This is a genomic window from Haloferula sargassicola, from assembly GCF_040362925.1.
GTDB classification, from domain to species: Bacteria; Verrucomicrobiota; Verrucomicrobiia; order Verrucomicrobiales; family Akkermansiaceae; genus Haloferula; species Haloferula sargassicola.
In genome coordinates, this window is the sequence record NZ_BAABRI010000003.1 from 89,572 (window position 1) to 114,173 (window position 24,602).

Annotated in this window: 17 protein-coding genes; 4 read left to right on the forward strand and 13 right to left on the reverse strand. The window is 67.9% G+C overall.

Annotation, left to right across the window (positions count from 1 at the left end):
- Positions 1-64: 64 nt before the first annotated feature.
- Positions 65-2,569 (reverse strand): MFS transporter, encoded by a 2,505-nt coding sequence (locus ABXH26_RS03170; protein ID WP_353565583.1) that lies wholly within the window; start codon positions 2,567-2,569, stop codon positions 65-67.
- A 239-nt stretch (positions 2,570-2,808) separates the two neighbouring features.
- Between ABXH26_RS03170 and ABXH26_RS03175 the strand changes: the two genes are divergently transcribed.
- Complete coding sequence (locus tag ABXH26_RS03175; RefSeq protein WP_353565584.1) at positions 2,809-3,258, forward strand: REP-associated tyrosine transposase; 450 nt, start codon at positions 2,809-2,811, stop codon at positions 3,256-3,258.
- A gap of 439 nt (positions 3,259-3,697) precedes the next feature.
- Here the strand turns inward: ABXH26_RS03175 and rsgA are convergent, their stop codons facing one another.
- Positions 3,698-4,819, reverse strand: a complete 1,122-nt coding sequence (gene rsgA, locus ABXH26_RS03180; RefSeq protein WP_353565585.1) for a ribosome small subunit-dependent GTPase A — start codon at positions 4,817-4,819, stop codon at positions 3,698-3,700.
- Positions 4,820-4,917: 98 nt separating this feature from the next.
- Between rsgA and ABXH26_RS03185 the strand changes: the two genes are divergently transcribed.
- Positions 4,918-5,583, forward strand: coding sequence for a TFIIB-type zinc ribbon-containing protein (locus tag ABXH26_RS03185; RefSeq protein WP_353565586.1), 666 nt, complete (start codon positions 4,918-4,920; stop codon positions 5,581-5,583).
- Positions 5,584-5,595: 12 nt separating this feature from the next.
- Here ABXH26_RS03185 and ABXH26_RS03190 read toward each other — a convergent pair whose 3' ends face one another.
- From ABXH26_RS03190 to ABXH26_RS03215, 6 genes are all read right to left on the reverse strand, one after another.
- On the reverse strand, positions 5,596-7,131 hold the full coding sequence (locus tag ABXH26_RS03190) for a DUF1501 domain-containing protein (protein WP_353565587.1): 1,536 nt from the start codon (positions 7,129-7,131) through the stop codon (positions 5,596-5,598).
- 4 nt (positions 7,132-7,135) lie between these two features.
- The gene (locus ABXH26_RS03195; protein ID WP_353565588.1) at positions 7,136-10,339 is read right to left on the reverse strand and encodes a DUF1553 domain-containing protein; all 3,204 of its coding nucleotides are present in this window, start codon (positions 10,337-10,339) and stop codon (positions 7,136-7,138) included.
- Between the two features lie 34 nt (positions 10,340-10,373).
- Positions 10,374-11,315, reverse strand: coding sequence for an endonuclease/exonuclease/phosphatase family protein (locus ABXH26_RS03200; RefSeq protein ID WP_353565589.1), 942 nt, complete (start codon positions 11,313-11,315; stop codon positions 10,374-10,376).
- A complete protein-coding gene (locus ABXH26_RS03205; RefSeq protein WP_353565590.1) occupies positions 11,312-12,379 on the reverse strand; it encodes a peptidylprolyl isomerase in 1,068 nt (355 codons plus the stop codon). The genes ABXH26_RS03200 and ABXH26_RS03205 overlap by 4 nt, the downstream gene beginning before the upstream one ends.
- 4 nt (positions 12,380-12,383) lie before the next feature.
- Positions 12,384-13,550 (reverse strand): L,D-transpeptidase family protein, encoded by a 1,167-nt coding sequence (locus ABXH26_RS03210; protein ID WP_353565591.1) that lies wholly within the window; start codon positions 13,548-13,550, stop codon positions 12,384-12,386.
- Positions 13,551-13,624: 74 nt separating this feature from the next.
- Positions 13,625-15,124 carry an FAD-binding oxidoreductase gene (locus ABXH26_RS03215; protein ID WP_353565592.1) on the reverse strand — a complete coding sequence of 500 codons (1,500 nt, stop codon included), beginning with the start codon at positions 15,122-15,124 and terminating at the stop codon, positions 13,625-13,627.
- A gap of 90 nt (positions 15,125-15,214) precedes the next feature.
- Here ABXH26_RS03215 and ABXH26_RS03220 point away from each other — a divergent pair, with 90 nt between their 5' ends.
- Both ABXH26_RS03220 and ABXH26_RS03225 read left to right on the forward strand, forming a co-directional pair.
- Positions 15,215-16,042 carry a class I SAM-dependent methyltransferase gene (locus ABXH26_RS03220; RefSeq protein WP_353565593.1) on the forward strand — a complete coding sequence of 276 codons (828 nt, stop codon included), beginning with the start codon at positions 15,215-15,217 and terminating at the stop codon, positions 16,040-16,042.
- Positions 16,043-16,073: 31 nt separating this feature from the next.
- On the forward strand, positions 16,074-17,093 hold the full coding sequence (locus ABXH26_RS03225) for an aldo/keto reductase (protein ID WP_353565594.1): 1,020 nt from the start codon (positions 16,074-16,076) through the stop codon (positions 17,091-17,093).
- On the opposite strand, the gene ABXH26_RS03230 is transcribed toward ABXH26_RS03225, so the two are convergent.
- The 5 genes from ABXH26_RS03230 to ABXH26_RS03250 all read right to left on the reverse strand — a co-directional run bounded on the left by ABXH26_RS03230 (position 17,078) and on the right by ABXH26_RS03250 (position 24,472).
- Entirely contained in the window at positions 17,078-18,295 is a 1,218-nt protein-coding gene (locus tag ABXH26_RS03230) for a Wadjet anti-phage system protein JetD domain-containing protein (protein ID WP_353565595.1), read from the reverse strand. The two genes, ABXH26_RS03225 and ABXH26_RS03230, sit on opposite strands and share 16 nt — an antisense overlap.
- A 1-nt stretch (position 18,296) precedes the next feature.
- Positions 18,297-21,614, reverse strand: a complete 3,318-nt coding sequence (locus tag ABXH26_RS03235; protein WP_353565596.1) for an SbcC/MukB-like Walker B domain-containing protein — start codon at positions 21,612-21,614, stop codon at positions 18,297-18,299.
- Positions 21,611-22,273: a DUF4194 domain-containing protein gene (locus tag ABXH26_RS03240; protein ID WP_353565597.1), complete on the reverse strand. Its 663-nt coding sequence runs from the start codon at positions 22,271-22,273 to the stop codon at positions 21,611-21,613. Before ABXH26_RS03240 ends, ABXH26_RS03235 begins: the two co-directional genes overlap by 4 nt.
- Entirely contained in the window at positions 22,270-23,748 is a 1,479-nt protein-coding gene (locus tag ABXH26_RS03245) for a Wadjet anti-phage system protein JetA family protein (protein ID WP_353565598.1), read from the reverse strand. Before ABXH26_RS03245 ends, ABXH26_RS03240 begins: the two co-directional genes overlap by 4 nt.
- Positions 23,749-23,818: 70 nt before the next feature.
- Complete coding sequence (locus ABXH26_RS03250; RefSeq protein WP_353565599.1) at positions 23,819-24,472, reverse strand: hypothetical protein; 654 nt, start codon at positions 24,470-24,472, stop codon at positions 23,819-23,821.
- Between the last annotated feature and the right edge of the window lie 130 nt (positions 24,473-24,602).

The window sequence follows — 24,602 nt, forward strand, 5'->3', positions numbered from 1 at the left end:
CCCTGCCGGATTCCAACCCCCGGTGTGGGAAGTTTCGGGGCGCGGGGGAAACCCGCCCGCCTCCTCAGGCACCGGTCCTCAGCACCAGGCCGTGCGGCCCGACCTGCAGCCCCTCCGGCAGCGGCAGCGGGACCCGGCCGGTGGCCGGGCCGCAGATCGTCCGCTGGTCCTCGCCGACCGCGAATCCGGGCAGCAGGTGGCCGAGCGTGTTCTCGCGACCGCCGGGCTGGGCCTTCGAGGCGGCATTGGGAATCGGAGGATCGGGAAACGACAGGCTCACCATCACGCCGCCCGCCGCCAGACAAGGACAGTGGGTCCAGCCCTCGGCTTCCAAGGGCTCCGCGGCGCGCGTGCCGAAGTCGAAAAACACCGCCGGGACCGCCGGCCGGGCACCTTTTTCGATGGCCGACCGCAGGGCGTCGCCGCCGACCCAGTGCGCGACCTCCGAGTCCGCGGGCGTGCCGGGCTTTTCGAAACGCGAGCCGAACAGCCGGGAAAACGCGGCCAGGCCGGGCAGGGCGTCGATTTCCGGGTCCGTGGCCAGCCCGGCGAAGCGCGCGCGGCGGGGCAGCGCGTTGATCTGGCCGAGCTGGTAGCCATTGGCCATCACGGCCGGATCCCGCCGCCAGCTCGGCAGGCGCGAGGCCAGCGCCGCCGCGGAGGCGTCGAGCATCGCCAGCCGGATGCGCTCGACGGTGGTGCCGGCACCCTCCAGCGGCGCGCCGAAGGCGATCCCGATCCCGTAGGGCACGCGGTAGGGCCGTTTGCGGAAAAAGCGGTTGCGCTCGAACGAGAAAATCGAGCCCCAGGCCCCGTCCATCCACACCGGCACGATCGGCGCCCCGGCCTGGCGGGCGATCAGCTCCGCGCCGCGCTGGAGCGGTTGCAGGGTGCCGGTGCGGGTCAGCTGGCCCTCCGGGAAAAGGCACACGACGTCGCCGGCGTTGAGCGCCTCGGCGGCGATCCGCAACGCCTCGCGCGGCCGGCCGAGCGAGATCGGCACGGTGTCGAAAATCCGGCAGAACCACGCCACCGGCCGGTATTTCATGTAGGTGGCGTCCATCACGAAGCGCACCGGCCGCGGGCTGGCCGCGGTGAGGAAAAACGCGTCGGCCCAGCTGACGTGGTTCGCCAGCAGGAGCACGCCGCCCTTTTCCGGGACGTGGTGCGCATCGACCGCCCGGATCCGGTAGAAGGTGCGGATGACCGTCAGGCCCAGCACGCGGACGAAGTGCGACGGCAGCAGCCGGATGATGCCGACCGTCATGGCACCGCAGAACACCGCCGCAAGCAGGAGCAGCCAATGCAGCACCGCGAGATTTTCAAGCCCGCCGAGCAGGCTGAACCCCAGCCGGATGAACACCACCGCCAGGATCCCCGCCAGGCAGTCCTGGAGATTCACGGCCGACTGCAGCTCGCCGCGCTTGGCGGCCGGGTAGCGGTCCTGGATCCAGGCATTCAGCGGCGCCAGGAAAATGGCGGCAAAGAAGGCGAGCAACGTCATCACCCACAAAAAGGCCGAGCCGAAGGCCGCCGCGGGGCCGTCCGTCAGCAGGTCCAAGCTGCCGCGCGGATCAATGAAGGCCAGCACCACGGCGGCGATCGTCATCAGCAGCCCGCCGACCGGCACCCAGCCGAGCTCGATGCGCCGCCGCAGCAGCACCGAGGCGACCCCGAAGCCCGCCGCCATGCCGATCCCCGCCGCCGCCATGAACCACGACTGCAGCGTGCCGAAACCCTCGCCGGACTGGGTCAACTCCGCCGCCACCTTGATCGCCCACAGGTTGAGAAACGCCGCAAAGCCCCAGAAAAACGCGATGCCGAACGAGGCCAGCCGCATCGGCCCGTCCGACCACAGCTCGCGCAGATGGTTGAAATGCTCGATAGTCGTCTTGAGCCGCAGTTTCGCCGCTCCCTGCGCCGGCGTGCGGGGGACGATCCAGGCCAGCACGATCGCCGGGATGCCCCCCAGCATGATCAGGAACAGCGGCCCGCTCGCCGCCTGCCAGGCCGCCTCGTGCCCGCCGCCGCCGGTGATGAACCGACGGTCGAAGACCACTCCCATCGCGATCTGGCCGACCAGGATCGCCAGCATCGCCGTCATCTGCTGCACGCCGGCGCCGAAGCCGAGATGCTTCGAACCGATGAGCTCCTTGGTGATGCCGACCTTCGCCGGGCCGAAAAACGCCGACTGCACGGCCAGCGCGAAGAAGCCGGCCAAGGCCAGCGGCATGCTGCGGAAATAGACCGAGCCAGCCAGCCAGACGAGGATGACCAGCTGGGCGATCGCCGCGCCGAGCATGACGTTGCGTTTGGAAAACCGATCGCTGACCCAGCCCGCGAGCGGCGCGAACAGCACGAAAGGCAGGGCGATCATCAGGCCCGCGGCATCCTCGATCGGCAGGCCGAAAATCGTCGCCCCCACGGCTCCGGCCAGCGGCACCAGAATGAACTGCGCCGCCTTGTCGTTGAACGCGTTCTGGGTCTGCTGGACGATCATGCTCCAGAACCCGACCCACTTCCGGCGGTCGGGTTCCAAGTGATCCGTATCCGGCTCCGCGGGCTGCATGCCGCGGAGGCTAGGCGTGCATTTCCGGAGGGGAAAGGACGGAAAAGCCGGTCAGGCGAAGGCACGGTGGGGCCAGTGAAAGGTAGGGGCCGAGCGCCCTCGCTCGGCCGCGAAGCGAGGGTGGGGCGGACTTTCCTGGGTTGGAGAAGAAGGTCCCGGGGTGAGGCGCGGTTGACCGAGGGCGGTCAACCCCAGCTTTTGCCTCGAGTGACCTTTGCTGCTGGGATAGCTCTACGGTTATGAAAGAGCCCAAGCCGGTTCGGAAGACGCTACCCCATTCGCCTCCTTGGTGGGTCGAAATCGAAGGTCAGGTCTTCTTTGTTACAATTTGCACCCGGCCGCGCGGGAAGAACCAATTGGCCAACGGACACGCATGGTCGTCGATCTTGGGCACCTTCCTGAAGTATCAGCAACTTGGACATTGGCACGTGCGACGGGTTCTCGCGATGCCGGACCACCTTCACGCCCTGCTTTCATTTCCAGCAGAGCTGAACATGCGTAAACGGGTGCAGAGCTTCAAGTCATGGACTGCCAAGGAGGCAGCCATTTCCTGGCAGGACGGTTTTTTCGATCACCGAATCCGGGCAGACGAATCGCTCGAGGAAAAGTCGCACTACATCGCGATGAATCCGGTTCGCGCCGGATTGTGTGAGAAACCCGAGGATTGGGACTACGGCTGGAAAAGGTAGGGCCGAGCGCCCTCGCTCGGCCGCGAAGTGAGGGTGGGGCGGAGGTTCCTGAGGTGGAGAAGAAGATCCCGGGGTGAGGCGCGGTTGACCGAGGGCGGTCAACCCTACCGGCTTCGCCGGCGGCTCGCGCTCGTGTTCGATGCGGCCGGGATAAGGTAGGGCCGAGCGCCCTCGCTCGGCCGCGAAGTGAGGGTGGGGCGGAGTTTCCTGAGGTGGAGAAGAAGATCCCGGGGTGGGGCGCGGTTGACCGAGGGCGGTCAACCCTACCGGCTTCGCCGGCGGCTCGCGCTCGTGATCGATGCGGCCGGGATAAGGTAGGGCCGAGCGCCCTCGCTCGGCCGCGAAGCGAGGGTGGGGCGGACTTTGTGGGTGAGAAGAAGGTCCTGGGGTGAGGCGCGGTTGACCGAGGGCGGTCAACCCTACCGGCTTGCGCGCCCACCTACTCCCGCCACTCGCCGCGTTGCTCGCGTTCGAGCTCGATGCGGTCGTTCAGGTTCCGCGCCTTCACGCGGTGGGCGCGCTTGGCGCGGCGCTCGGAGGTCATCTGGCGCTTCTTCGCCCGCTTCTGCAGTTTCTCGATTTCCTCATCGAGCCGCAGGAAGCTCTCCAGCCGGGCGGGCGCCAGCTCGCCGGCCTCGACCGCGGCGCGGATCGCGCAGCCCTTGTCGGTGCCATGCTTGCAGTCGCCGAACTTGCATTGCGCGGCCAGCTCTTCGACGTCGGAAAAGCTGTCCCGCAGCGTCTGCTCGTCGGTCCACATCTGGATCTCCCGCATGCCGGGGTTGTCGATCAGCAGGCCGCCGTCATCGAGCGGCACCAGCTCGCGGGAAACGGTCGTGTGGCGGCCCTTTCCGGTCACTTCGTTGACCTCGCCGGTCCACTGCCATTCCTCGCCGAGCAGCTGGTTGACCAGCGTGCTTTTTCCGACCCCCGAGGAGCCTACGATGCACAGCGTGACGCCCGTCCGCAGGTGGCGCTGGAGGATTTCCAGGCCGCTGCCCTTGAGTGCGCTGACGAGGTGGATCTCGGCCTCCGGCGAAAGCGCCTGCAGCTCGGCCGCGGCGGACTCGCAGAGCCCGGCGTCGAAGGCGTCGGCCTTGTTGATCAACACCAGCGGTTTTGCCCGGCTGCGGCTGATGAGTGTGAAGTAGCGCTCCATCCGCCGCGGATTGTGGTCGGGCCCGGGATCGGTGACCACGCACACGACGTCGACATTTGCGCCGATCACTTGCTCCTCGGTGCTCTTGCCGGGGACTTTGCGGGAAAAGCAGGACCGCCGGGTGAGGCCCGCGCGGATCACGTGGTCCTCGTTTTCCCCGCCCAGCTCGAGCGCCACCCAGTCGCCCACGGCCGGCAGCTCGGCGTCGTTGGCGGCGTCGTGCCAGACCTTGCCGGAGAGCACCACATCGAGGTCCACGAGGTCGCCCTCCTCATCGATGATGAACGCGCCATAGTTGATCGGCGTCTCGCGGTTGAGGCGCGCGGGGACCCAGCCGCGTTGGGCGTGCGGCGCGAATTCGCGTTCGAGATCGTCGGACCAGCCGAGGTCGGTGAGCAGCATGCGCGCGCAGCATCGGGCACCGGGCGACATTCGTCCACAGAGAACGCCGGCGGACCGATTGTCCTTGAAGGCGCGGAGAGGGCACAGACCTTGATGGGGTGAATTGCTCGAAGTGCGGCGGTCGTCTGGAAGGCAGCCTGACGGTGTGCCCGTTCTGCGGCGTCCGGCAGGACATCGACTTGAGTCAGGTGAATTTCCGCGATCTCGGGACCAAGGAGTCGATGCCTTGTCCGGAGTGCGATGCGAAACTGAATGTCATCGAGATCGAGCAGAACCCCGCCATCCACATCGAGCGCTGCGGGTCATGTCACGGCCTGTTTTTCAATCCCGGCGAGCTTGAAGCCCTGTTGGAGGCGACCACCAGCGAAGTGGCCTGGTTGGATCCGAAGCAGTGGGCTTCGATCTCCGAGCAGTTCGAGTTCGAGAGCGAAATCGTTTACCGGAAGTGTCCGTTTTGCCGCGAGATGATGAGGAGGGAAAACTATGCGGGACGCAGCGGAGTGATCCTCGATCACTGCCCGGCGCACGGGGTGTGGTTGGGAGCCGGTGAGTTGAGGCAGCTGACCGAGTGGTGGAGGGCGGGAGGCCGGTTCGTGCACCAGAACCACGAGCAGGAAAAGGCCCGGCGCATCCCGTCGGCCCACTTCCGGCGCCGCCGTCATCCATTTCCTGAAGCTCCGGATCCACCGCAGGATCAATACCTCTCCGGCGGCGAAGCGACCCTGGAGGCGCTCCGGGACTTTCTGAGGATGTGGGTGGGATGAGCGGCGAGGAAACTACGCGAACAGGGCGCTGATCACTTTTGCCGGGATGGTGCCGGTGAGCTTCTGGTCGAGGCCCTGGAACTTGAAGGTGAGCCGCTCGTGGTCGATGCCGAGCAGGTGCAGGATGCTCGCGTTGAGGTCGCGGACGTGGACTGGATCCTTGGTGATGTTGTAGGAGAAATCGTCGGTCTCGCCGTAGGTCATGCCGGGTTTCACGCCGCCGCCGGCCATCCACATCGAGTAGCAGCGCGGGTGGTGGTCGCGGCCGTAGTTGTCCTCGGTCAGGCCGCCCTGCGAGTAGACGGTGCGGCCGAATTCGCCGCCCCAGACGACCAGCGTGTCGTCGAGCAAGCCCCGCTGTTTCAGATCAGCGATCAGGGCGCCGGTCGGCTGGTCGATGTCCTCGCACAGCACGCGCATGCGCGCCGGGAGGTTGCCGTGGGTGTCCCAGCCGCGGTGGAAGATCTGGGTGAAACGCACGCCGCGCTCGGCCATGCGGCGCGCCATCAGGCAGTTGTAGGCGTAGGTGCCGGGCTCCTTGGCCTTCGGGCCATACATTTCCCACACCGATTCCGGTTCGTCCGACAGGTCGGTGAGCTCCGGCACCGAGGCCTGCATGCGGAAAGCCATTTCATACTGGGCGATGCGGGCGTTGGTTTCCGGATCGCCGATCCGCTCGTGGAGCAGGCGGTTCATTTCGGACACCCCGTCGATCATCTGGCGGCGCAGTTCGCGCGAGATGCCGTCGGGATTCGACAGGTGGATTACCGGATCGCCGCCCGAGCGCAGCGCCACGCCGGCGTGGTCGGGCGAGAGGAATCCGGCCGACCACAGCCGCGACGACAGCGCCTGGATGTTGTCGGTCACCGGCAGCTTTGAGGTGAGCACCACGAAGGTCGGCAGGTCGTCATTCAGCGAGCCGAGGCCGTAGGAAATCCACGAGCCGATCGAGGGCTTGCCGGGCACCATGTTGCCGGTGTTGGCCAGCAGGATGGCGGGCTCGTGGTTGATGGCATCGGTGTGCATCGAGCGGATCACCGCGAACTCGTCGGCCACCTTGGCGGTGTGCGGCAGCAGGTCGCTGACCCAGTGGCCGGCCTGGCCGTATTGCTGGAAGTTGAAGATCGACGGCGCCACCGGGAAGCGGCTCTGCGAGGCGGTCATGCCGGTGAGCAGCTGGCCGCCGCGGATCGATTCCGGCAGGTCCTGGTTGAAGCGCTTGGCCAGCTCCGGCTTGTAGTCCCAGGTCTCGAACTGCGAGGGCGCGCCGGCCATGTAGAGGTAGATCGCCCGTTTCGCCCGCGGGGCGAAATGCGGCAGGCCCGGGAGTTCGGCGGCCTCGGCCGTGCCGAGCAGGCCGGCCCGACCGGCGATGGCCGACAAGCCGGCCCAGGCCAGCGATTTTCCGGCCCGGCTGAGGAACTGGCGGCGGGTGGCGAGCTGCAGCCACTCCTGCTTCAGCGCGGCGGGCACCGGCAGGTCGAGGACGCTTGGTCCCTCGCCGCCGTGATCGGAGCAGAGGTCGGCGGGGTGATGGTGGTGTCCCATGAGCTTACTTGGTGAGGGTTTCGTCGAGGTTGAGGAACTGGTTTGCGACCAGCGTCCAGGCGGCGGTTTCCACCGGGTCCAGCGCGGAATCGGCCGGGGCCTCGCCGGTGGTGAGCAGCGCGCGGGCGTCGTCCGGATGCTCGCGGAAGTGCTCTTCAAAAGTCTCGTGGCTGCCGGCGAGCGCCGCGAACTCGGCATCCGACAATCGCCGGGAGAGCAGTGTCTCCGACATGAAACCAAGCCGTGCCGCGGGCGACACGAAACCGTGGATGGCGCGCTCGGCCAGCATCCGTGCCGCCTCGACGAACTGCGGGTCGTTCATCGAAACGAGCGCCTGCAGCGGCGTGTTGGTCCGCGCCCGGCGGGTGCACACGACCTCGCGGCCCGGTGCATCGAAGGTCTCCAGCGAGGGCGGCGGGGCGAAGCGTTTCCAGAAGGTGTAGAGCGAACGGCGGTAGAGCGCATCGCCGGTGTCCTGCTGGTAGTGCAGCGTGTCGGACTCCGGCATCGAGACCGCCTCCCAGATGCCGGGCGGCTGGTAGGGCTTCACGGACGGGCCGCCGACCTTGGCGACCAGCAGGCCGGAGGCCTGCAGGGCGGTATCGCGCAGGACCTCCGCATCCATGCGGAAACGCGGGCCGCGCGAGAGCAGGCGGTTCTGCGGGTCGGCTTCCAGCTTTTCCGCGGTGATCCCGTGGCTCTGCCGGTAGGTGGCGGAGGTGAGCAGCAGGCGGTAGATGTGGCGGAGATCCCAGCCGGACTCGCGGAACTCGACCGCCAGCCAGTCGAGCAGCTCCGGATGGCTCGGGCGGCCGCCCATGACGCCGAAGTCGTCGGTCGTCTCGACCAGCCCGGTGCCGAAAATCTCGGCCCAGGCGCGATTGACCGTGACGCGGGCGAAGAGCGGGTTTTCCGCAGTGAAAAGCCAGTTCGCCAGATCGAGCCGGCTGGCCTGGGCGGGATCGGGCAGCGGCGGCAGGAACTCCGGCGTGGCGGGCACGACCAGTTCCTTGCGAGCCGAGTAGACGCCGCGGTCGAGCACCCAGGCGTAGGCCGGACCGGAGCGCTCCTTGGCGACGAGGGTCGGCGTGCCGTCCTTGCCCAGCTCGGCCATCTGCGCCTCGGCGGCGGCGATTTCCCCGCGCAGCCGGCGGGCCTCCTCCTCGTGCGAGCCGAGGAAGAACTGGGTGATGCCGAGGAAACGCTCGGCCGGCGACCACTGGGCGGGGTCGGGCGAGGTCTCGACCAGCCGCGCGGCGGGGTCCTCGAAGGGCAGGCGCGCGACTTCGTCGGCGGACAGTGCGCGACGGTAAAGGCGGACGTCCTGGTAGCTCGTCTCCCGCAGCAGGTCGGTCTCGTGGCGGCGGCCCAGCTCCAGCGCGAAGTCGTTGCACATCGTGTCGCCCGGCTGCAGGCCGTCGTGCATCACGTTGAGCGGTGCAGGATGGCCATTGATGTAAATCCTAGCTCCGGCGGCGCTACGGGAACCATCGTAGGTCGCGGTCAGGTGGACCCATTCGCCCCGCGGGATGCCACCGGTATCGACGTGGATCGCACGTTCGGGCCAGCTGGAGATGAGCTGGAACTCGACCTTGTCGCCATTGAGGTAGAGGTCCCAGCCGCGGTAGTGCTCGTCGGCGTCGCCGCCCATTTTCGCGATCAGCGCGCCGTTGCCGGAGCTGATGTTGCCCGGCTTCAGGCGCAAGCGGGCCCACATCGAGACCGTGAAGGCATCGTCCGCTTCGAAATCGCCCTGATCCGGCATCGGGATCCGGCTGGCGATGTCCATCCGCATCGAGGGCCAGAACCACACGTCCTCGCCCCACACCAACGGGTTGGTCAGGACCGGGTAGGCGGCCGTTTCCGCGTCCGGCGCGGAGTTGGTGGCGGATTCGCCGCCGCCTTCGTCAAAGCGGAGCTGGAGGTCGAGCTTTGCCGGTGAAACGGCCTGCGGCCGGTTTCCGGCGCGGATCCAGTCGGCCATGCGTGCCGTGGCGGTGCTACGAAGCTTGTCGTACTTGGCCACGGCCTGCGAGCGGCGCTCGACCGCGGCCTCGAAGGCGGGCCGGTTTTCCTCTGTGGGCAGGCTCAGCACGGGGGCCGGGTTGCTGATGTTCTCGTCCCAGGCCTTTTCGGCGGTGTTGGCGAAGAAGGCGCCGAGCGAGTAGAAGTCGCGCTGGAGCGTCGGGTCGAACTTGTGGTCGTGGCAGGCCGCACAGCCGACCGTGAGGCCGAGGAACGCTCCGCCGAAGGCCTCGGCGCGGTCGCGGACGTTGTTGACGTGGACCTCCTCGGGGATCGCGCCGCCTTCGTTGGTGGTGACGTTGCAGCGGAGGTAGCCGGTGGCCACGAGGCTGTCGGCGGTCGATTCCGGCAGCAGGTCACCCGCGAGCTGCTCGCGTACGAAGCGGTCGAAGGGAAGGTTCTTGGCGAAGGCGCGGATGACGTAGTCGCGGTAGGGCCAGATCGAGCGGTAGTTGTCGAAGTGCAGCCCGTGGGTGTCGGCATAGCGGACGTAGTCCAGCCAGTAGCGGGCGCGGTTTTCGGCGTAGGCCGGCGCGTCGAAGGCGCGGTCGAGGAAGGCCGCGTAGGTGGCATCGTCCGGCGACAGTGCGAAGCGTTCGGCGTCGGCGGGGTCGGGCAGCAAGCCGGTGAGGTCGAGCGATGCCCGTCGGATCAGCGACCGCGGCTCCTCCTCCGGTGCCGGCGAAAGACCGGCCGCGGTCAGCTCGCGGAGCACGAAGGCGTCCACCGGGTTGTTGCCCCAGCCCGAGTCCGGGTTTTCCGGAACGGGAGGGCGGACCGGCGGCTCGAAGGCCCAGTGCTTCTCAAAGTGCGCTCCCTCCGCGATCCAGCGCTCGAGGAGGTCGATCTGCTCGCTCGAAAGCGTCTTGTGCGACTCCGGCGGCGGCATCACGAAGGACCGGCGGCCGGACTTGATGCGCTTGATGATGGCGGAGTGCTCCGGATCCCCGGCGACGATCACCGGCTTGCCATCCTCGCGCTCGGCGAGGGCTTCGTCGGGCAGATCGAGGCGCAGCGGTTCCTCCCAGGGTTCGCGAGTTTCGGCATCCGGACCATGGCAGTGGTAGCAGTATTCCGAGAGGATCGGCTGGATGTCGGTGTTGAAGGAAACCGGATCCTGTGCCGGGAGCCGACCGGCCACGGCGAGAACCGCGAGCACGGCGGAGTGAGGTTTCCAATGCATAAGCCCATCAAACGGGCCGCGGGCAGTCGGTTTATCATCGGAGCGCTGGCTTTAGCCGGCGCGTCGATCGCTCCGAAAACCGCACGTGGACCCAGACGGGATAATGATCGGAGGGCTGCTCGTCCTGCCGGTCGGCGCGTAAAATCCCGGCCTCAAGAAACTCCGCATTCTTCGAGACCAGGATGTGGTCGACCTTCATCCAGCCATCGCGCCGCGCGCTCCAGAAGTGCAGGGTGCGGCGGTTCTTCACCTCAGGATGCAGCGCGGCGTAGGGATCTCCGAGCGCGTGCGGCCATGGCGACCGACCGCGGCCGGCGAGGAAATCGACGGCGGGATTGCCCTCGGTGGCGTTCATGTCGCCGAGCAGGACGATCTCCTCATCCGGGCGGGCCAGGGCGTCGATCCGCTCGGCGATGAGGCGGGCGGCCTTTTCCCGCGAGGGCTGGTTGCGGTGGTCCCAGTGGGTGTTGAGCACGAACACGCGGCGGCCGGTGGGGCGGTCGGTGAGGTGGATCCAGCTGGCGATGCGGGTGATGCCGTTGCCCCAGGTCTTCGAGCCGGGCTGTTCGGGAAAATCCGACAACCAGAAGGTCCCGCTTTTTCCGGCTTCGAAGCGCTCGTGTTTCCAGAAGATCGCGGCGTATTCGCCGGCCTTTTTTCCATCCTCGCGACCGATTCCGTAGAAATCGAAGTCCGGTAGCGATGCCCGCAGGTCGGCGGCCTGGGCGTGGATCGCCTCCTGCACGCCGAGGATGTCGGGGTCCATGGTGCGGATGGCGGTCACCACGCGATCGATGCGGTTCTTCCACTCGCGCCAACCGGCGTCGTCGCCGGCATTGCGGCGGACATTGAAGCTGGCGAGCCGGAGGTCGAGCACGCCGTCCTCCCTCACCACGACGGCACGTGGCGGCTCCTTTTTTTCGCAGGAAACCAGAGCCAGGCCGGCGAGCAAGGTGATCGCGGCAAGCCGGCTCATTCGGTGGGGATCATGTCGTAGTAGACGTGGACCGCGACGTTCTTCTGGGTGTTGCGGATCGCCTGGCGCTGCGCGTTGACCCGCTCGGCCCGCTTGGCGCTGCGGAGCGCGGCGATGACTTCGTCCTTGGCTTCGTCGAAGCTGCGCAGCTCGCGCGGCCGCTTCTCGAGCACCTCGACGTAGTGCCAGCCGAGCTTGGTGCGGATGATTTCCGGCTGGCCCGGCTGCATGCGGAAGACGGGCGTGGCGAAGTCCGCCGGCAGCCGGTCCTCGGTCACCCAGCCCAGGTCGCCGCCGACCGGCTTGCTGCGCGGGTCATCGCTGATCTCGCCGGCCACCGCCTCGAAGGTCTGCGCGCCGGAGGTGATGCGGGCCACGGCGGCATCGAGCTTTTTCCGCACCTGCTGGGGATCGACTCCGAGCGTGGCCAGAAACACATGCCGCACGTGAACCCGGGGCGGGATGGCGAGCTTGTCGGCGTTCACCGCGAACCACTCGCGGGCTTCGTCGTCGCTCACCGCGACGTCCTTGGCGATGCGGGTCTCGATGTATTTCACCTGCTGCAGCCGGGCCGCGAGGCGGAAACGAAGCTCCTTTTCGCTGTCGATCCCCTCCGCGGCGAGTTCGGCCTTCATTTCCTCGCGCGTGGCGAAACGCGAGGCCAGGCGGCGGACGGCGTCGTCGATCTCCTGATCGCTGACCGGCAGGTCGTTCTGGTTCGCCTGCACCTTGGTGCGCAGCAGCTCGTGGTCGATCAGGTCGTTCAAGGCCGCCAGCCGGGCATCGTGGCGTTGCTCCGGCGTCAGGTCGGCGGCGGATTTCCCCTCCAGCCACAGCCGCTCCTGCATGGCCCGCTCCACCTGGGACAGGTAGATCGGGTACTTGAAAGCGCGGGCCACGACGCCCTGGTTCTTGGCGCTCTGGATCGATTCCGTGCTGCCCGGCATCGATCGGCGGACCCGTTGGCTGACCGGTCCGTCGAACCAGAGCAGGTCGGCCGCGAGGTAGGCCAGGACCGCGGAGTAGAGGAAAATCCGGACCGTGAACTTCCGCGAGGGGCGCATGGGATCAGCGGATTTCCACCGACGCGCCGGGCCGCACGAAGTCGGTCATGGTCACGGCGTCCCAGTTCGAGAGGCGGATGCAGCCGGCCGAACGCGCGCGGCCGATCGTTTCCGGATCGGAAGTGCCGTGCATGCCGATGCCCGACACGCTGAGGCCCATCCACACCACGCCGACCGGGCAGTTCGGCCCGCCGGGGATGTTCAGCGCGTTATTGCTGCGGCCCTTGCCATCGAGCAGCGACTGGTCGTAGCGCCACACCGGCAGCTGCACCGCGTTGCGCATCTCCCACTTGCCATACTTGATGAAGCGCTCCTGGCCGGGCGTGATCGGAAACGAAGCCACGAGCGCCCGGTTGGGCACGGTCTTGACGGTGCCGTCGGCGTTTTCCTCGACCACCAGCGCGGTCGGCTCGGACTCGTAGACGCGGGCCTGATTGATCTTGGTATCGACCACCACGTGGCGCTTGGCCAGCAGCTCTTCCGCCTCGTAGCGGCCGCCGTTGAGATTTTCGATCAGGAAAGCGGACACGTTCGGCACGATCAGCGACTTGCCGGGGGAAAGGTTCCACACGGTGCTGCTGGAGTTCAGCTCGATCAGGAACTCGACGTCGGTGTGATATCTCTCCGACATGAATTCGGCATAACTCCGATAGCTCATGCGCTTCAGCTTGGCCTGCTCCTGCCGGCTGCTCGGGAGGTTCGGGTTGACCCATTTTTTCGCGACCGAAGGCACGGTGGCGGTGGCGAAGGGGCTCGGCACCGCCTTTTTCGCGGCCTCCATCACGGCGGAAAAATCATTGAGCGGCAGCCCGCGGACCTCGTTCCACGAGTTGACCGCGAGGATGGTGAAGCGGCCCGGCTTGCCATCGATCACGCCCGGTCCGAAGTGGGCTTCATCGAGGAAAATCTGCAGTCGCACCGCGTCCTCGCCGGTCGGGAGGTGGTTGATGTCGATCGGCGAATCCGAGCGCGGGTTGCGCTTCAGCTCCGGCATTTTCACCTCGCCGGGTGGCAGCGGCTTGGCCTCGCCGACCTCCGGCGCGGCGGGCTCCGCGACCTGGCCTTGGTTGGGCGTGATTTCGGAAGGATCGACGGGAAGTGCCTTGGGGACTTCCTGAGCGTGAAGCAGGGCCGTGGAAAGCGCGATGAGGGCGAAGCCGAATCGGATCATAAGGAAAAAAGATGCCGGGAACGGCGGGAAGCTGGCATGAAAAGCCGGGTCTGTCAGTCGGGAAACGGCCCGCTTCAATCGAGGAATTTTCCGGGATTGAGCGTGTCGCCGGGATCCATGGCCTCCTTGAGCGCGCGGTGGACCTCCAGCCCGGTCGCGCCGAGCGCCTGATGGATCCACGGCTTTTTGGCCATGCCCACGCCATGCTCCCCTGTGATCGCGCCGCCGTGGTCGAGCACCCAGGTGAACAGCCGGTCGAGCGCACCGTTGGCCTTTTTGCGGGTGGCGGGGTCGTCGTAGTCCGCCACCATCAGGTTGGTGTGGATGTTGCCATCGCCGGCGTGGCCGAAACAGGCGACCGAGATCCCCGTTTCCCGCTCGAGCTGGCGGGCGAATTCGACCAGCTCGACCAGTTTCGAGCGCGGCACCACGATGTCCTCGTTGAGCTTGGTCAGGCCGGTGTCGCGCAGCGAGTAGGAGAACTCGCGCCGCAGCTGCCAGATGCCCTCGCAGGCCTCCTCGGTCTCGGCGCGGTCGATGCGGGCGGCGCCGAGCTTTCCGAGCAGCTCCTCCAGCTCCTCGATCTCGGAAGCCACGGCGCGCGGGCGGCCGTCGACCTCGACGATCAGGTGGGCGTTTCCATCGGGCAAACGATCGGCCCCGAGCCGCTTGCGGGCTGCGGCGAGCGTGAAGCCGTCGGTGATTTCCAGGGCGGAGGGCAGGTGGCCGGAGTTCAGAATGCCCTGCACCGCGGCCGCGGCGGTGGCGAACTCCGGGAAAACCGCGGCCAGCATTGCACGGGCCGGCGGGCGGGGGATCAGGCGGACGACCGCCGTGGTGACGATCCCCAGCATGCCCTCCGAGCCGGTGAACAGGCCGACCAGGTCGAAGCCCGTCTTGTTCTTGTGCACGCGGCCGCCGCACTTGAGCACGCGGCCATCGGCCAGCACGACCTCCAGTCCGAGGATGTAATTACGGGTCACGCCGTACTTCAGGCAGCGCGGCCCGCCGGCGTTGGTGGCGATGTTGCCGCCGATCGAGCACTCCTTGAGCGAGGCCGGGTCCGGCGGGTAGTCCCAGCCGACCTCGCGGGCGGCGGCCTGCAGGTCGCCGGTGATCACGCCGGCCTGCACGACGGCCACGCCGTCGGCCGCGTTGACTTCGAGGATCCGGTTCATGCGCGCCAGCGATAGCGCGATGCCGCCCTTCAGCGGCACGCAGCCGCCGACGTAGCCGACCCCCGCGCCGCGGGTGGTCACCGGCACGCCGTACTCGTGGGCAAAAGCCATCACCGCCACCACGTCGTCGGTGTTTTCCGCGAAAACCACTACGTCCGGCGGGTGCGAGGCATACCACTTGTCGGTCGAGTGCACCGCGATGTCGTCCTCCCTCTGGGAAACCTTGGCCGCGCCCACGCGCTCGCGCAGCTCGTCGATCAGGCGGGCCGGCGTGGCCTCCGTGGCCGGGGTTTCCAAGTCGGTGAAGGCACCGGTCGGGCCCTGGGCGCCGGGGCGGCGCGCGTCTCCGGCGACGGTCGAGCGGATCAGTGTGTGGCGTTTCGGCGGCAGTTTCACGGGCAGCCTAGAGTCCACCGGACGACCGCCGCGGTCAACGGAGGAGTGGTGGCGCTTGCGCCGGCCGCGAGACCGGCCGAGCGTGACGGCATGCCCGAGGATATCGCCCGTGAGGTCGCCGCGCACTACGACGATCTCGACCTGTTCTACCGCCGGATCTGGGGCGAGCAGGTCCACCACGGGCTGTGGCTTCAGGGCGACGAGACGCCCGAGGAAGCCGCGCTCGGTCTGACCCGCCTGGTCGGCGATCGGCTGCGGCTGGAGGCCGGCCTGCGGGTGTGCGACGTCGGCTGCGGATACGGCCGCACCGCGGCGGAGCTGGCGGAGCGTTTCGGCGTTTCGGTGCAGGGCCTCACGCTCTCGGCGCGCCAGGCGGCGGTGGCCGCGGAGCGGGGCGACCCGCGGGTGGAGATCCGCTGCGCCGATTGGCTGGAAAACGACCTGCCCGATGCCTCCTTCGATGCCGCACTGGCGGTGGAGAGCACCGAGCACATGCCCGATCCGGCGCGGGCGATCGCGGGAATGGCGCGCGTCGTGAAACCCGGCGGCCGCATCGTCCTGTGCTGCTGGCTGCGCGCCTCCGATGCCCGGAAATGGGAGACGCGGCATCTGCTCGACCCGATCTGCAAGGAAGGCCGCCTGGCCGGCATGGGCACGGAAAGGGACTACCTCGACTGGCTCCACGCGGCCGGTCTGGAAATGCTGGACGCCGAGGATTTCACCCGCCAAGTGGAGAAAACCTGGTCGGTCTGCCTCCGCCGCACCCTCAAGGCCCTGCTGCACGATCGCGACCTCCGCCGTTTCCTGATGAGCCGCCACCAGGAGAACCGCGTGTTCGCCATCACGCTGCTGCGCATCCGGGCGGCCTACCTGCTCGGTGCCATGCGCTACGTCGTCTTCACCGCGATGAGGCCTTGATTCAGGATCGTGCCGCGGCAGGTTGGCCGGCATGGAACAACGGCGCCTGGGCGAAAGCGGGATCGTGGTCAGCTCGATCTGCATGGGGACGATGACCTTCGGCCTTCAGACCGATGAAACCGAGTCCTGCCGCATCATGGACCGCGCGCTCGATGCCGGCGTGGATTTTTTCGACGCCGCGGAAATCTATCCCGTGCCGCCGAGCGCGAAGCTGGCCGGGATCACCGAGGAAATCGTCGGCCGCTGGCTGAAACGCCGGCCGCGAGAGAGCGTCATCCTCGCCACCAAGATCGCGGGTCCCGCCCACGGCTGGTTCAATCCGCCCGCCCGCGCGCCGAAGGCGGCGATCGACCGCGTCCACCTGCGCAAGGCGCTCGAGGGCTCGCTGCGGCGGCTGCAGACCGACTACCTCGACCTCTATCAGGTCCACTGGCCCGATCACGGGATGCGCGCCGAGGACACGCTGGAAACGCTCGATGAATTCGTCCGCGAGGGGAAGGTGCGGGCGCTCGGGATCTCCAACGAGACCGCCTACGGCCTGATGAAATCCCTGTGGGCCGCCGACGTGGCCGGCTTCCGGCGTTTCGACACCATCCAGAACAACTTCTCTCTCAACAACCGCCGCTTCGAGGACGAGCTGGCCCAGGTCTGCCGCCGGGAAAAGGTCAGCTGCCTGCCCTACTCGCCGATCGGCGGAGGCGTGCTCAGCGGAAAATACAACGACGGCGCCCGCCCGGCCGGTGCGCGTTTCACCGACTATTTCGACAAGGCCGGCCCGCGGCAGCGGGCGATGGTCGAGCGTTTCGTCAACGACCGCAGCCTCGAATCGACGCGGCGTTTCATGGAGATCGCGGAAAACGCCGGCCTGCATCCGGTCACCCTGGCCGTCGCCTGGAGCAAGCAGCACGATTTCGTCGGCAGCACCATCATCGGCGCCACCACCGCCGAGCAGCTCGAGCCCAGCCTGGCCGCCGCCGGGGTGGTGCTGGAGCCCGCGGTGTTGGAGGCGATCGATGCCGTCAGCCGCGACATCCGCTACCCCATGGGATAAAACGGCCAGCCCTGAGTCTCCGGCGGGCCGAGCTCCTCCTGCTCGGTGCCGCCCTTGTGCCCCGCGCGTTTCAGCCGCAGCAGCGCGGGCCGCAGATCTTCCAACACCTCCGATTCGATCAAGCGGTCGAGCGTGAGCTGGTCCCTCGGGGTGAGCGCCGGACCGGTCGCCCGGGGTTCGCGGTCCATGTGGAAAGCGTGCACCGGCCGGCCGGCGAGCTGGCGGAGGTTTTCGAGGATCAGGAAACCGGTCGGATCGGTATCGCCGAAATGATGGAGCTCGACGGTCTGCGGCAGCTTCTTGAGCAGAGCTCGCATCGCCGGGGTGGGGAAGGAGCTGGCGACCAGCAGCGTTTCCCCGTCGCGATTCTTTTCGGCGAACTGGCGCAGGGTGGTCTTCTCGTTCTCGATGATCAGCAGGCGTCGGCAGGACGTTTCCAGCCGCACCGCGCGTTGCAGATCCACGGCGGAAAGCCCGTGCAGGCTGAGTGCCGAGGAGTCGCTGCGGCTGCCGTCGTCGAAGTGCAGGATCAGCGGCCCTTGGGTCAGCAGGATCGCCTCACTCATCGCCAGCCCGAGGTCGGCCAGCGTGGTGGGCTTTCCTAACAAGATCTCCAGCGCCTGCGCCAGCGAGAGCTGGTGGCGCCCCAGCCATTTCGAGTCCGGAGCCACCTCCGAGCTGGCCCGACGAATTCGCGTGCCCGGCTCCCACTCGCGCGCGGTCAGGCCGTGAAGCGTGTCCAACAAGATGCTCAATCCCTCGGGATCTCGCCAGCGGAACGGCGGCAGGGTGGAACCCGCGGCGAAGTGCTTCGCCAGCCGATCGAGCAGCTGCTGCCACGGTCCCGCGAAGCGCGGGTGCGACGGCTGGCGGGCGAGCACCGCCTGCGCTTGGGCGAGAATTTCGGCGGCCGGGCGGCTGCCGAAGGTTGCATGGAGCCAGCTCTCCTGATCGAGCGGCAGGACGATGCGCTCGACGATGTAGCGTCGGGCGCGGTGGCGTTTCAGCAGGAAATGCCCGGCCCTGGCCAGGGCTTCGGCCTCGCGCAGGGCGGTGTGCTCGTCCTCCGCGCTGGTGATGCCCGCGGCTTCCAGCAGGGCGCTCCATTTCAGCCCGTAGTCCCGGCCGGGCGGTCCCACCGTGCGGTCGCGGGCGGCATGCCAGCGGCGGTGGAACTCGCTCAGCCAGGCGGGGTGGGTCATGTCACGCGAGGGCTTCGGCGAGCCGGTCGCGGTCGACCTTGATCACCCAGTTTTCGATGTCGGCCACGGCGCCGTTACGGGACTTGTCGTAGCTGCGCTCGACGCGGCACTGGAGCACCGTCTCGGCGTGCTCGATCATCGTCGGCAGGCGGTCCTCGGGAAAGGCCATCACGAGCTGCAGGCCGAAATTCCGCGCCAGCGCGAGGCAGGCGTCGATGCGGTCGCCGGAGAGCTTCGAGAAGGCCTCGTCCATGATGATCACGCCGAGGTTCGGCCGCGGTTCGCGGTCGCCGAGGTCGTAGACGCGCTGGAAGGCGGCGAGCATGGCCACGAAGAACGGCGCCTGGTTTTCCCCGCCGCTCTGCTTCTTGGCGCTCTTGTTGAGGGAAACGGCGGCACCCTCGCCCTGACCGACCGGGTGGGCCTGGATGTCCCAGTGATGGTAGTAGCGGTAGTCGAGCGCGCGCTGGTGGCGCGGCTCGTCGGCGTGCTCGATGGCTTCCATCAGCGCCTTCTTGGCGTTCTCGATTTCCTCCCGCGCGCCGGAGGCGAAGAGCTCGAGGCCGGGGTTGAGGCCCTTGTCGACCAGCGTCCAGATCGCGGTGTGGCTGAGGTCCTTGCGCATGCTCAGTTGGTAGCGCCAGCCGCCGATCTCGTGATCCATGGCGCGGTTCAGCTCGCGCTTCGTGCGCTCGGCCTCGTCGAGCTTTTCCTTCAAAACGTCGAGAACCTGGTGCTGCAGGCGGTCCTCCCACTCGCGCCGGGCGTCGTCGGCCTCCTGAGTGAAGCGTTCGAGGTCATGGTCCTCCAGCTCCCTACGGCGGATATCGTAGCGGGCATTGTCGTCGTCCTCGGGATCGAAGGCGTCGGAAGTTTCCGGGTGGGTCTCGGCGAGCGCGCGGCGTTCGAGCTGGCGCTCGGCGCGGGCCTTGTCGGCGTCGTGGAGCTGGGTTTGCGCGACCAGCGCGGCGGCCTCGATGCGTTTCGCCCAGGTCGGCAGCTCGGCGATGCAGGCCTGGAGGCGTTCGTCGATTTCCGCATCGCGGAAGCCTTCGAGCGACTCGCGGCTGTGCTGGCGCTCGATGCGCAGGCGCTCTTCCTCGCTGGCGAAGTGCTCTTCGTTTTCCTTCAGCTCGCGCTCGCGCTGGCTGGCGTCCTCGATCGCCTTGGCCAGCCGGCCGGTGCGCTCGACCACGCCCTTGAAGGTGCTCTCGAGGCGCCGCAGGTCATCGACGAGCTGCTGGCGCTCCGGCGTGGCGAGCAGGCGGATCGTTTCATCGAGCGTCTGGAGTTCCTTGCGCAAGTCGGGCAGGCGGTGGAGCCGGCCGGTGCCTTCGGGGCGGCGGGCCTGGTCGAGTTCCCAGTGGGTGCCGCGGTGCAGGAAAGTGTTCCAGCCCTCCTCCTGGCGGCGCAGCGTGGCGATCTCCTCGGCCAGCTCGGCGAGGTCGTCCTCGATCCGCGTGCGCAGTCGGCGGCGGCCTTCCTCGCCGATGGTGAAGTCCTTCGACGGCTGGAGGTGGACGCGCAGAGGCGGGTCCTTGAGCCAGCCGTCCTTCGACAAGGCGCGCGGATGGGCGTCGAGCTTGGCGGCCTTGTCGACCGCGATCAGGTCGCCGTAGCGGTGATTGAGGAAACGCGAGGCGAGCGGGTGATCGGTTTCGAAAAACGAGGCGACCGTGCCGCGGCCGGGCTTGGCGTCGGCGGCGAGTTCGTCCGGCTGGACCAGCGGTTCGTCGCTATGACCGAGTCGCTGGGCCTGGTCCCACGCGGCGCGGAAATCCTCGGCCAGCACGGCCTGGCGATGCGGGCCGAGCAGGCTTTCCAGCAGCGGCCACCAGTCCTCGGCCTCGGGGCGGACCTCGATCACGCGGCCGAGCGCCTCGGCCTTCTGGCCACGCGATTTCAGCGCATCGAGCAGCGGCGAGGCGCTCGCGCTGCCTTTGTGGGTGAGGTCTTCCAGCTCGCGGCGGAGTCGAAGTTCGCGGGCTTCGAGTTCCTGCCGGCGTTGCTCGACCGGGCGCTTTTGTTCGGCGGCGGCGTTGTTCAGCTCGTGGAAAACGCGCGGCATCTTTTCCGCGGCATCGAGCCCGGCGGCTTCGTCGGTGCCCTTCATCGCATCGATCCAGGAGGTGGCGTTGGCTGGGGTTTCGAGATCCAGCTCGCCGGCCATGCGCAGCCATTGTTTCCAGTGGGAAACGCGGTCGTGGAGATACTCCCGGGCCGTCTTGGCGGCGGCGTTGAGGCCATCGAGTTCGCTGGCGACTCGGTCGCGGTCCTGCCGCGCTTCGGCCAAGCGGGTGATCTGGGTGTCGTTGCCGGCGACGAGGCGGACCTTGCCGAGCTGCGCGTCGAGTTCGTCGCGCTCGGTCAGCGCGGCGTCGTAGTCCTCCCGCTGTTGCGACGAGTTCTGACGCAACTCGTTCAGCTCGGCGCGGCAGGCATCGAGCTTTTCGCGGCGCTCTTCGTGAACGAGCGCGTCGCGCAGGTGGCGGAAGAGCGAGGCCTCGCGCTTCGCGTCGAGGAAGGCGCGGTGACGCTCGTCGATGCGGACGAGCCGCGCGTGCTGGTCGCGCATCTTTTCCAGCCGCTCCTGGGCGCGGCGGTGGGCATCGACGCTGCTGCGCACGGTCGCGACGTCCGGAAGCGCCTGTTCGAGCAGGTAGTCGCGGATGAATTTTTCGAACGACTCGACCGGCTGGAAGGCCATCGAGTTCGGCAGCGTCTTGTTCATCTGCCGGCGGTCGAAGCCGAGGTGGCTGCGCGAGGCCATTTCCTCGAGATAAGTCGTCTGGCGGTCGAAGATATCGCCTTCCATCTCGCGCTTCACGTGGACGCGGAACTCGTCCTCCGGCAGGAATTGCAACGAGTCCGCCACCAGGTCGTGGGTCAGGAAATCCTCGCCCTCGAGCCGTTGCGGGACGGTGAACCAGAGCGTGCTCGGCTTGGCGGTGGGGCCTTCATACTCGATGCGGGCGCCCCAGGTTTCGCGACGCGGCTCCTCGCCGGGCCAGGTGAATTCGAGCGCGACGAGGGTGACGCCCGACGGCCGCAGGTAGCGTTCCTGGCCGTCCTTGCCGAGCGTGTTGGTATCGCACAGGCAGTAGCCGCGCAGCGTGCGACCGCTGCCGGCGCCGGCGGCGGCCTTGTTGAAGCGGCTGTGCTGCTCGCCGAGGAGGACGAACTGGAGCAGGTCGAGCAGCGCGCTTTTTCCCGACCCGTTCGCGCCGGTGATCAGGGAAAGCCCGGACAGCTCGATGATACGACGGTAGCCGTACCAATTGTAGGCGATGATGCGGCTGAGGTGGACGCGGGAGTTCACTCGGAATCTTCTTCTGGGGTTTCCGGCGCGGCGTTTTCCGGGTCGGCGGGTTGGTAGAGGTCCTTGCGCTCGGTCCAGGCCTCGATGGAGTCGAAGGGGATGGTGCGGGCGAGGCTGGGCAGGATTTCCACCAAGGTCTCGCCGGGCTGGGTGGCCGCGTCGGGCCGGTGAGTGCGGATCAGGCGGTGGCGCTTGAGCTTGGCGAGGATGGCCTCGAGGTGGGTTGCCTGCGGCGGCTCGATGCGGTCGAAGGTGTTGCGGAACTGGTTCCAGAGGTCGTCGATCGTGAGGATCACGCGGTCGGCGGCCTGGTGGCTGCGTTGGTCGTCCCACGCGCGCCAGAGGACGAGCAGGACGAGCGTCTCGTCCTTGCTGAACTGGCCGAGCAGCAGGCAGGCCTCGGGCCGCGGGCGGGCCTGAATGAGGAGCGCGTCGTCATCGATGATCAGGTCCATGGCGAGCGGCGCGAGGTAGTCCTTCAAATGCGCGGCGTAGTGGTCGCGGGCGAGCCGGAACAGGTCGCGGCCGGCGCCGGTATCGCCGATGAGGGTGCCGTGGCCGAGCAGCTCGGCGAGGATCGAGCGCAGCGGCGCGCGGTCCTCGGCGGGGACGTCGGGCCAAAAGCCGGGCCAAAGGGGATCGGAGGAGGTTTCGCTCATGATTCGCGGGTGATGTCGAAGTGGTCCATGCGCCAGCCGGCCTGGTCGTCCTGCGGGATCGACGCGGGCTCGAGCCCGGAGCGGCGGCCGGGTCCGTCGATGCTCCAGCGGACCTTTTTTCCGCCCGGCGCGGGCGACAGGTGATAGGCGGCGATGGCGAGCAGATCGAGCATCTCGTCGGTGGTGGAGGCGGTGAAATCCGAGCTGGCGGCGGTTTCCCCGGCTTCGGGGATCAGTCGCGAGACCAGGCGTGCCGCGCGCTGCGGGGTGAGGGCGAGCCGCTGGCGTTCGCGCAGCGCGGCCAGGGCGTCCTGCTCGTCGTCCTCGCGGACGCGACCGCCGCCGAAGGAAAGATCGGCCGGGGCCTTGACGCGGCGGGTGCGGGCCAGGGAACTAGATCCATAGTAGAAACGCAGCTCGGGGCTGAGCACGGGAAAGTCTGGCCCGGCGTCCTTGAGCTGGGACGTGCGGCCGCCAGCGAGCTGTTCGTTGAGCGCGTCGCAGTAGGCCTTCACGATCTCGGGCCGGCGGCCGCGCAGCTCGGTCTGGTAGCGGTAGCGCTGTTGTGAAAGCTGGTTGAAGCCGGCCATGCGGGCATCGATGCCATCGGCCACCAGCCGGATCGCGGAAAGCCGGTGCTCGAGGTCGCGCAGCGCCTGCACGGCGCGGTTCCAGGCCTCGTCGCGCGGCCAGCCGTAGTGCTCGGCGATGGCTTGGGCGAGGCGTTCCTTGAGCTGTTCGTGATCGCGCAGGTCGGCGACTTTCCCGCGCAGGGCGGAAAGCCGGGGCAGCAGGCCGTTTCGCCGCAAGGCGTCGTAGCAGACCATGTGCTGGCCGGAGCCGAACTCGGAGTAGAGCAGCCGTAGCGTCTCGGCGGGCGTCTCGGAGGCGCGCTGCTTGCGGTCGAAGATGGCGATGATTTTCTCGACGCCGTGGAGCTGGATGAGGGCGTTTTCGAGGCGCGAGTTCAGGTCGGTCACGGTCGCGCGCAGCTCGTCCGGCTCGCGCAGGCGGGGGTCGAGGACATCGTCGCGTTCGAGCGTCTCGCAGACGCCGCGGACGGTGTCGGCGAAGGTGCGCAGCTCGGCGATTTCGTCCTCGGCGAGGTCGCGCAGCAGCCGCAGCAGTGGCCGCAGGCCCGGGGAAACGAGCGCCCAGCGGTCGCGCAGGCCGAGCTGCTGGTCCTCGAGCCATTTCGAGTCGCAGAGGCGGGTGAAAAACTGCCCGGCCCGCTGGCGGATGTCGCGCAGCGCGGCACCTTCGTCCTCATCGAGCTGGACCTCCGGGTGGGAGGCGAGGACCTCGCGGATGATGGCCAGCGTTTCCCCGTGAGGCAGCCGCCCGGCCTCGCCCGCCTCGGTGAGCAGCCGCTCGGCGCAATCGACGTAGATGGCCGACGACGGCCGGGTGAGCGGGCGGAAAAAGTCCTTCGAGACGTGGGTCTGGAGTTTTTCGCTGAGGGTGGGAGCGGACACGGGCGGCGAAGCTACCAAGCCGCGCCCGGGGATCAATGGCCGAGGTGGGCGGTGAAAAGATCGCCGTGGATCACTCCGCCACGGCGACGATCTGGAGCGCGTTGAGGGGGGCGCGGAAGAGGTTGTCGAGCCCGTCGGCGGCCGATCCGCGGATGGAGATCGAGTAGCTGGCCGAGCCGGTGAGGTTCACGTCGGTATAGTTCCCTTCGCCGGTGGTGCCGGGGTAGACGCGCTGGTACGCGCCCTCGAATTGCTCGCCGGCGGTATCGGTGATGCCGGTGGTGATGCCGCCGAGCACGAAGGTTCCGGTGCGCGAAACGGGCTCGCCGAAGCTGGCGTTCTGGCCGTCGGAATAGAGATAGACGCGGTAGGTTTTGGCGGGATCGAGCCCGTTCAAGGTGACGGTGGTGGCACCGGGGCCGCCGATGTCGAGGTAGCCTTTCATCAGGCGCGCGTCGGGCGAGTCGCCGCCATTTTCCGGGTTGGCCCAGCCGCCGACGCTGAAGGTCACGGTGATCGGGCTGGCGGCGCCGCTGTCGTCGACCAGCGCGCTGCCGGACGTGGTGACGTCGTTCCAGTGGGCGGCGGGCGCGACGCCTGCGGTGTCGCCGGCGGCTACGGAACCGCCCGCTCCGGCGTTGCCGACGAAGTTCACGCTCACCGTTTCCGCCATGGCCGGGAGACCGAGCAGGGAAAGGAGGAGGACAAGGTTACGGTCGGACATCGGGAAGGAAGTGTCCGAGGCGAGGGATGCCTGACGAAAGAATGCGGCGCGTTTTTGTCCTGAAAGGGCCGGAAGGCGGTCAGATCGCGGAGGCTGCGGGCACTGGCTGAATGAATTCCCAACCCAAGGC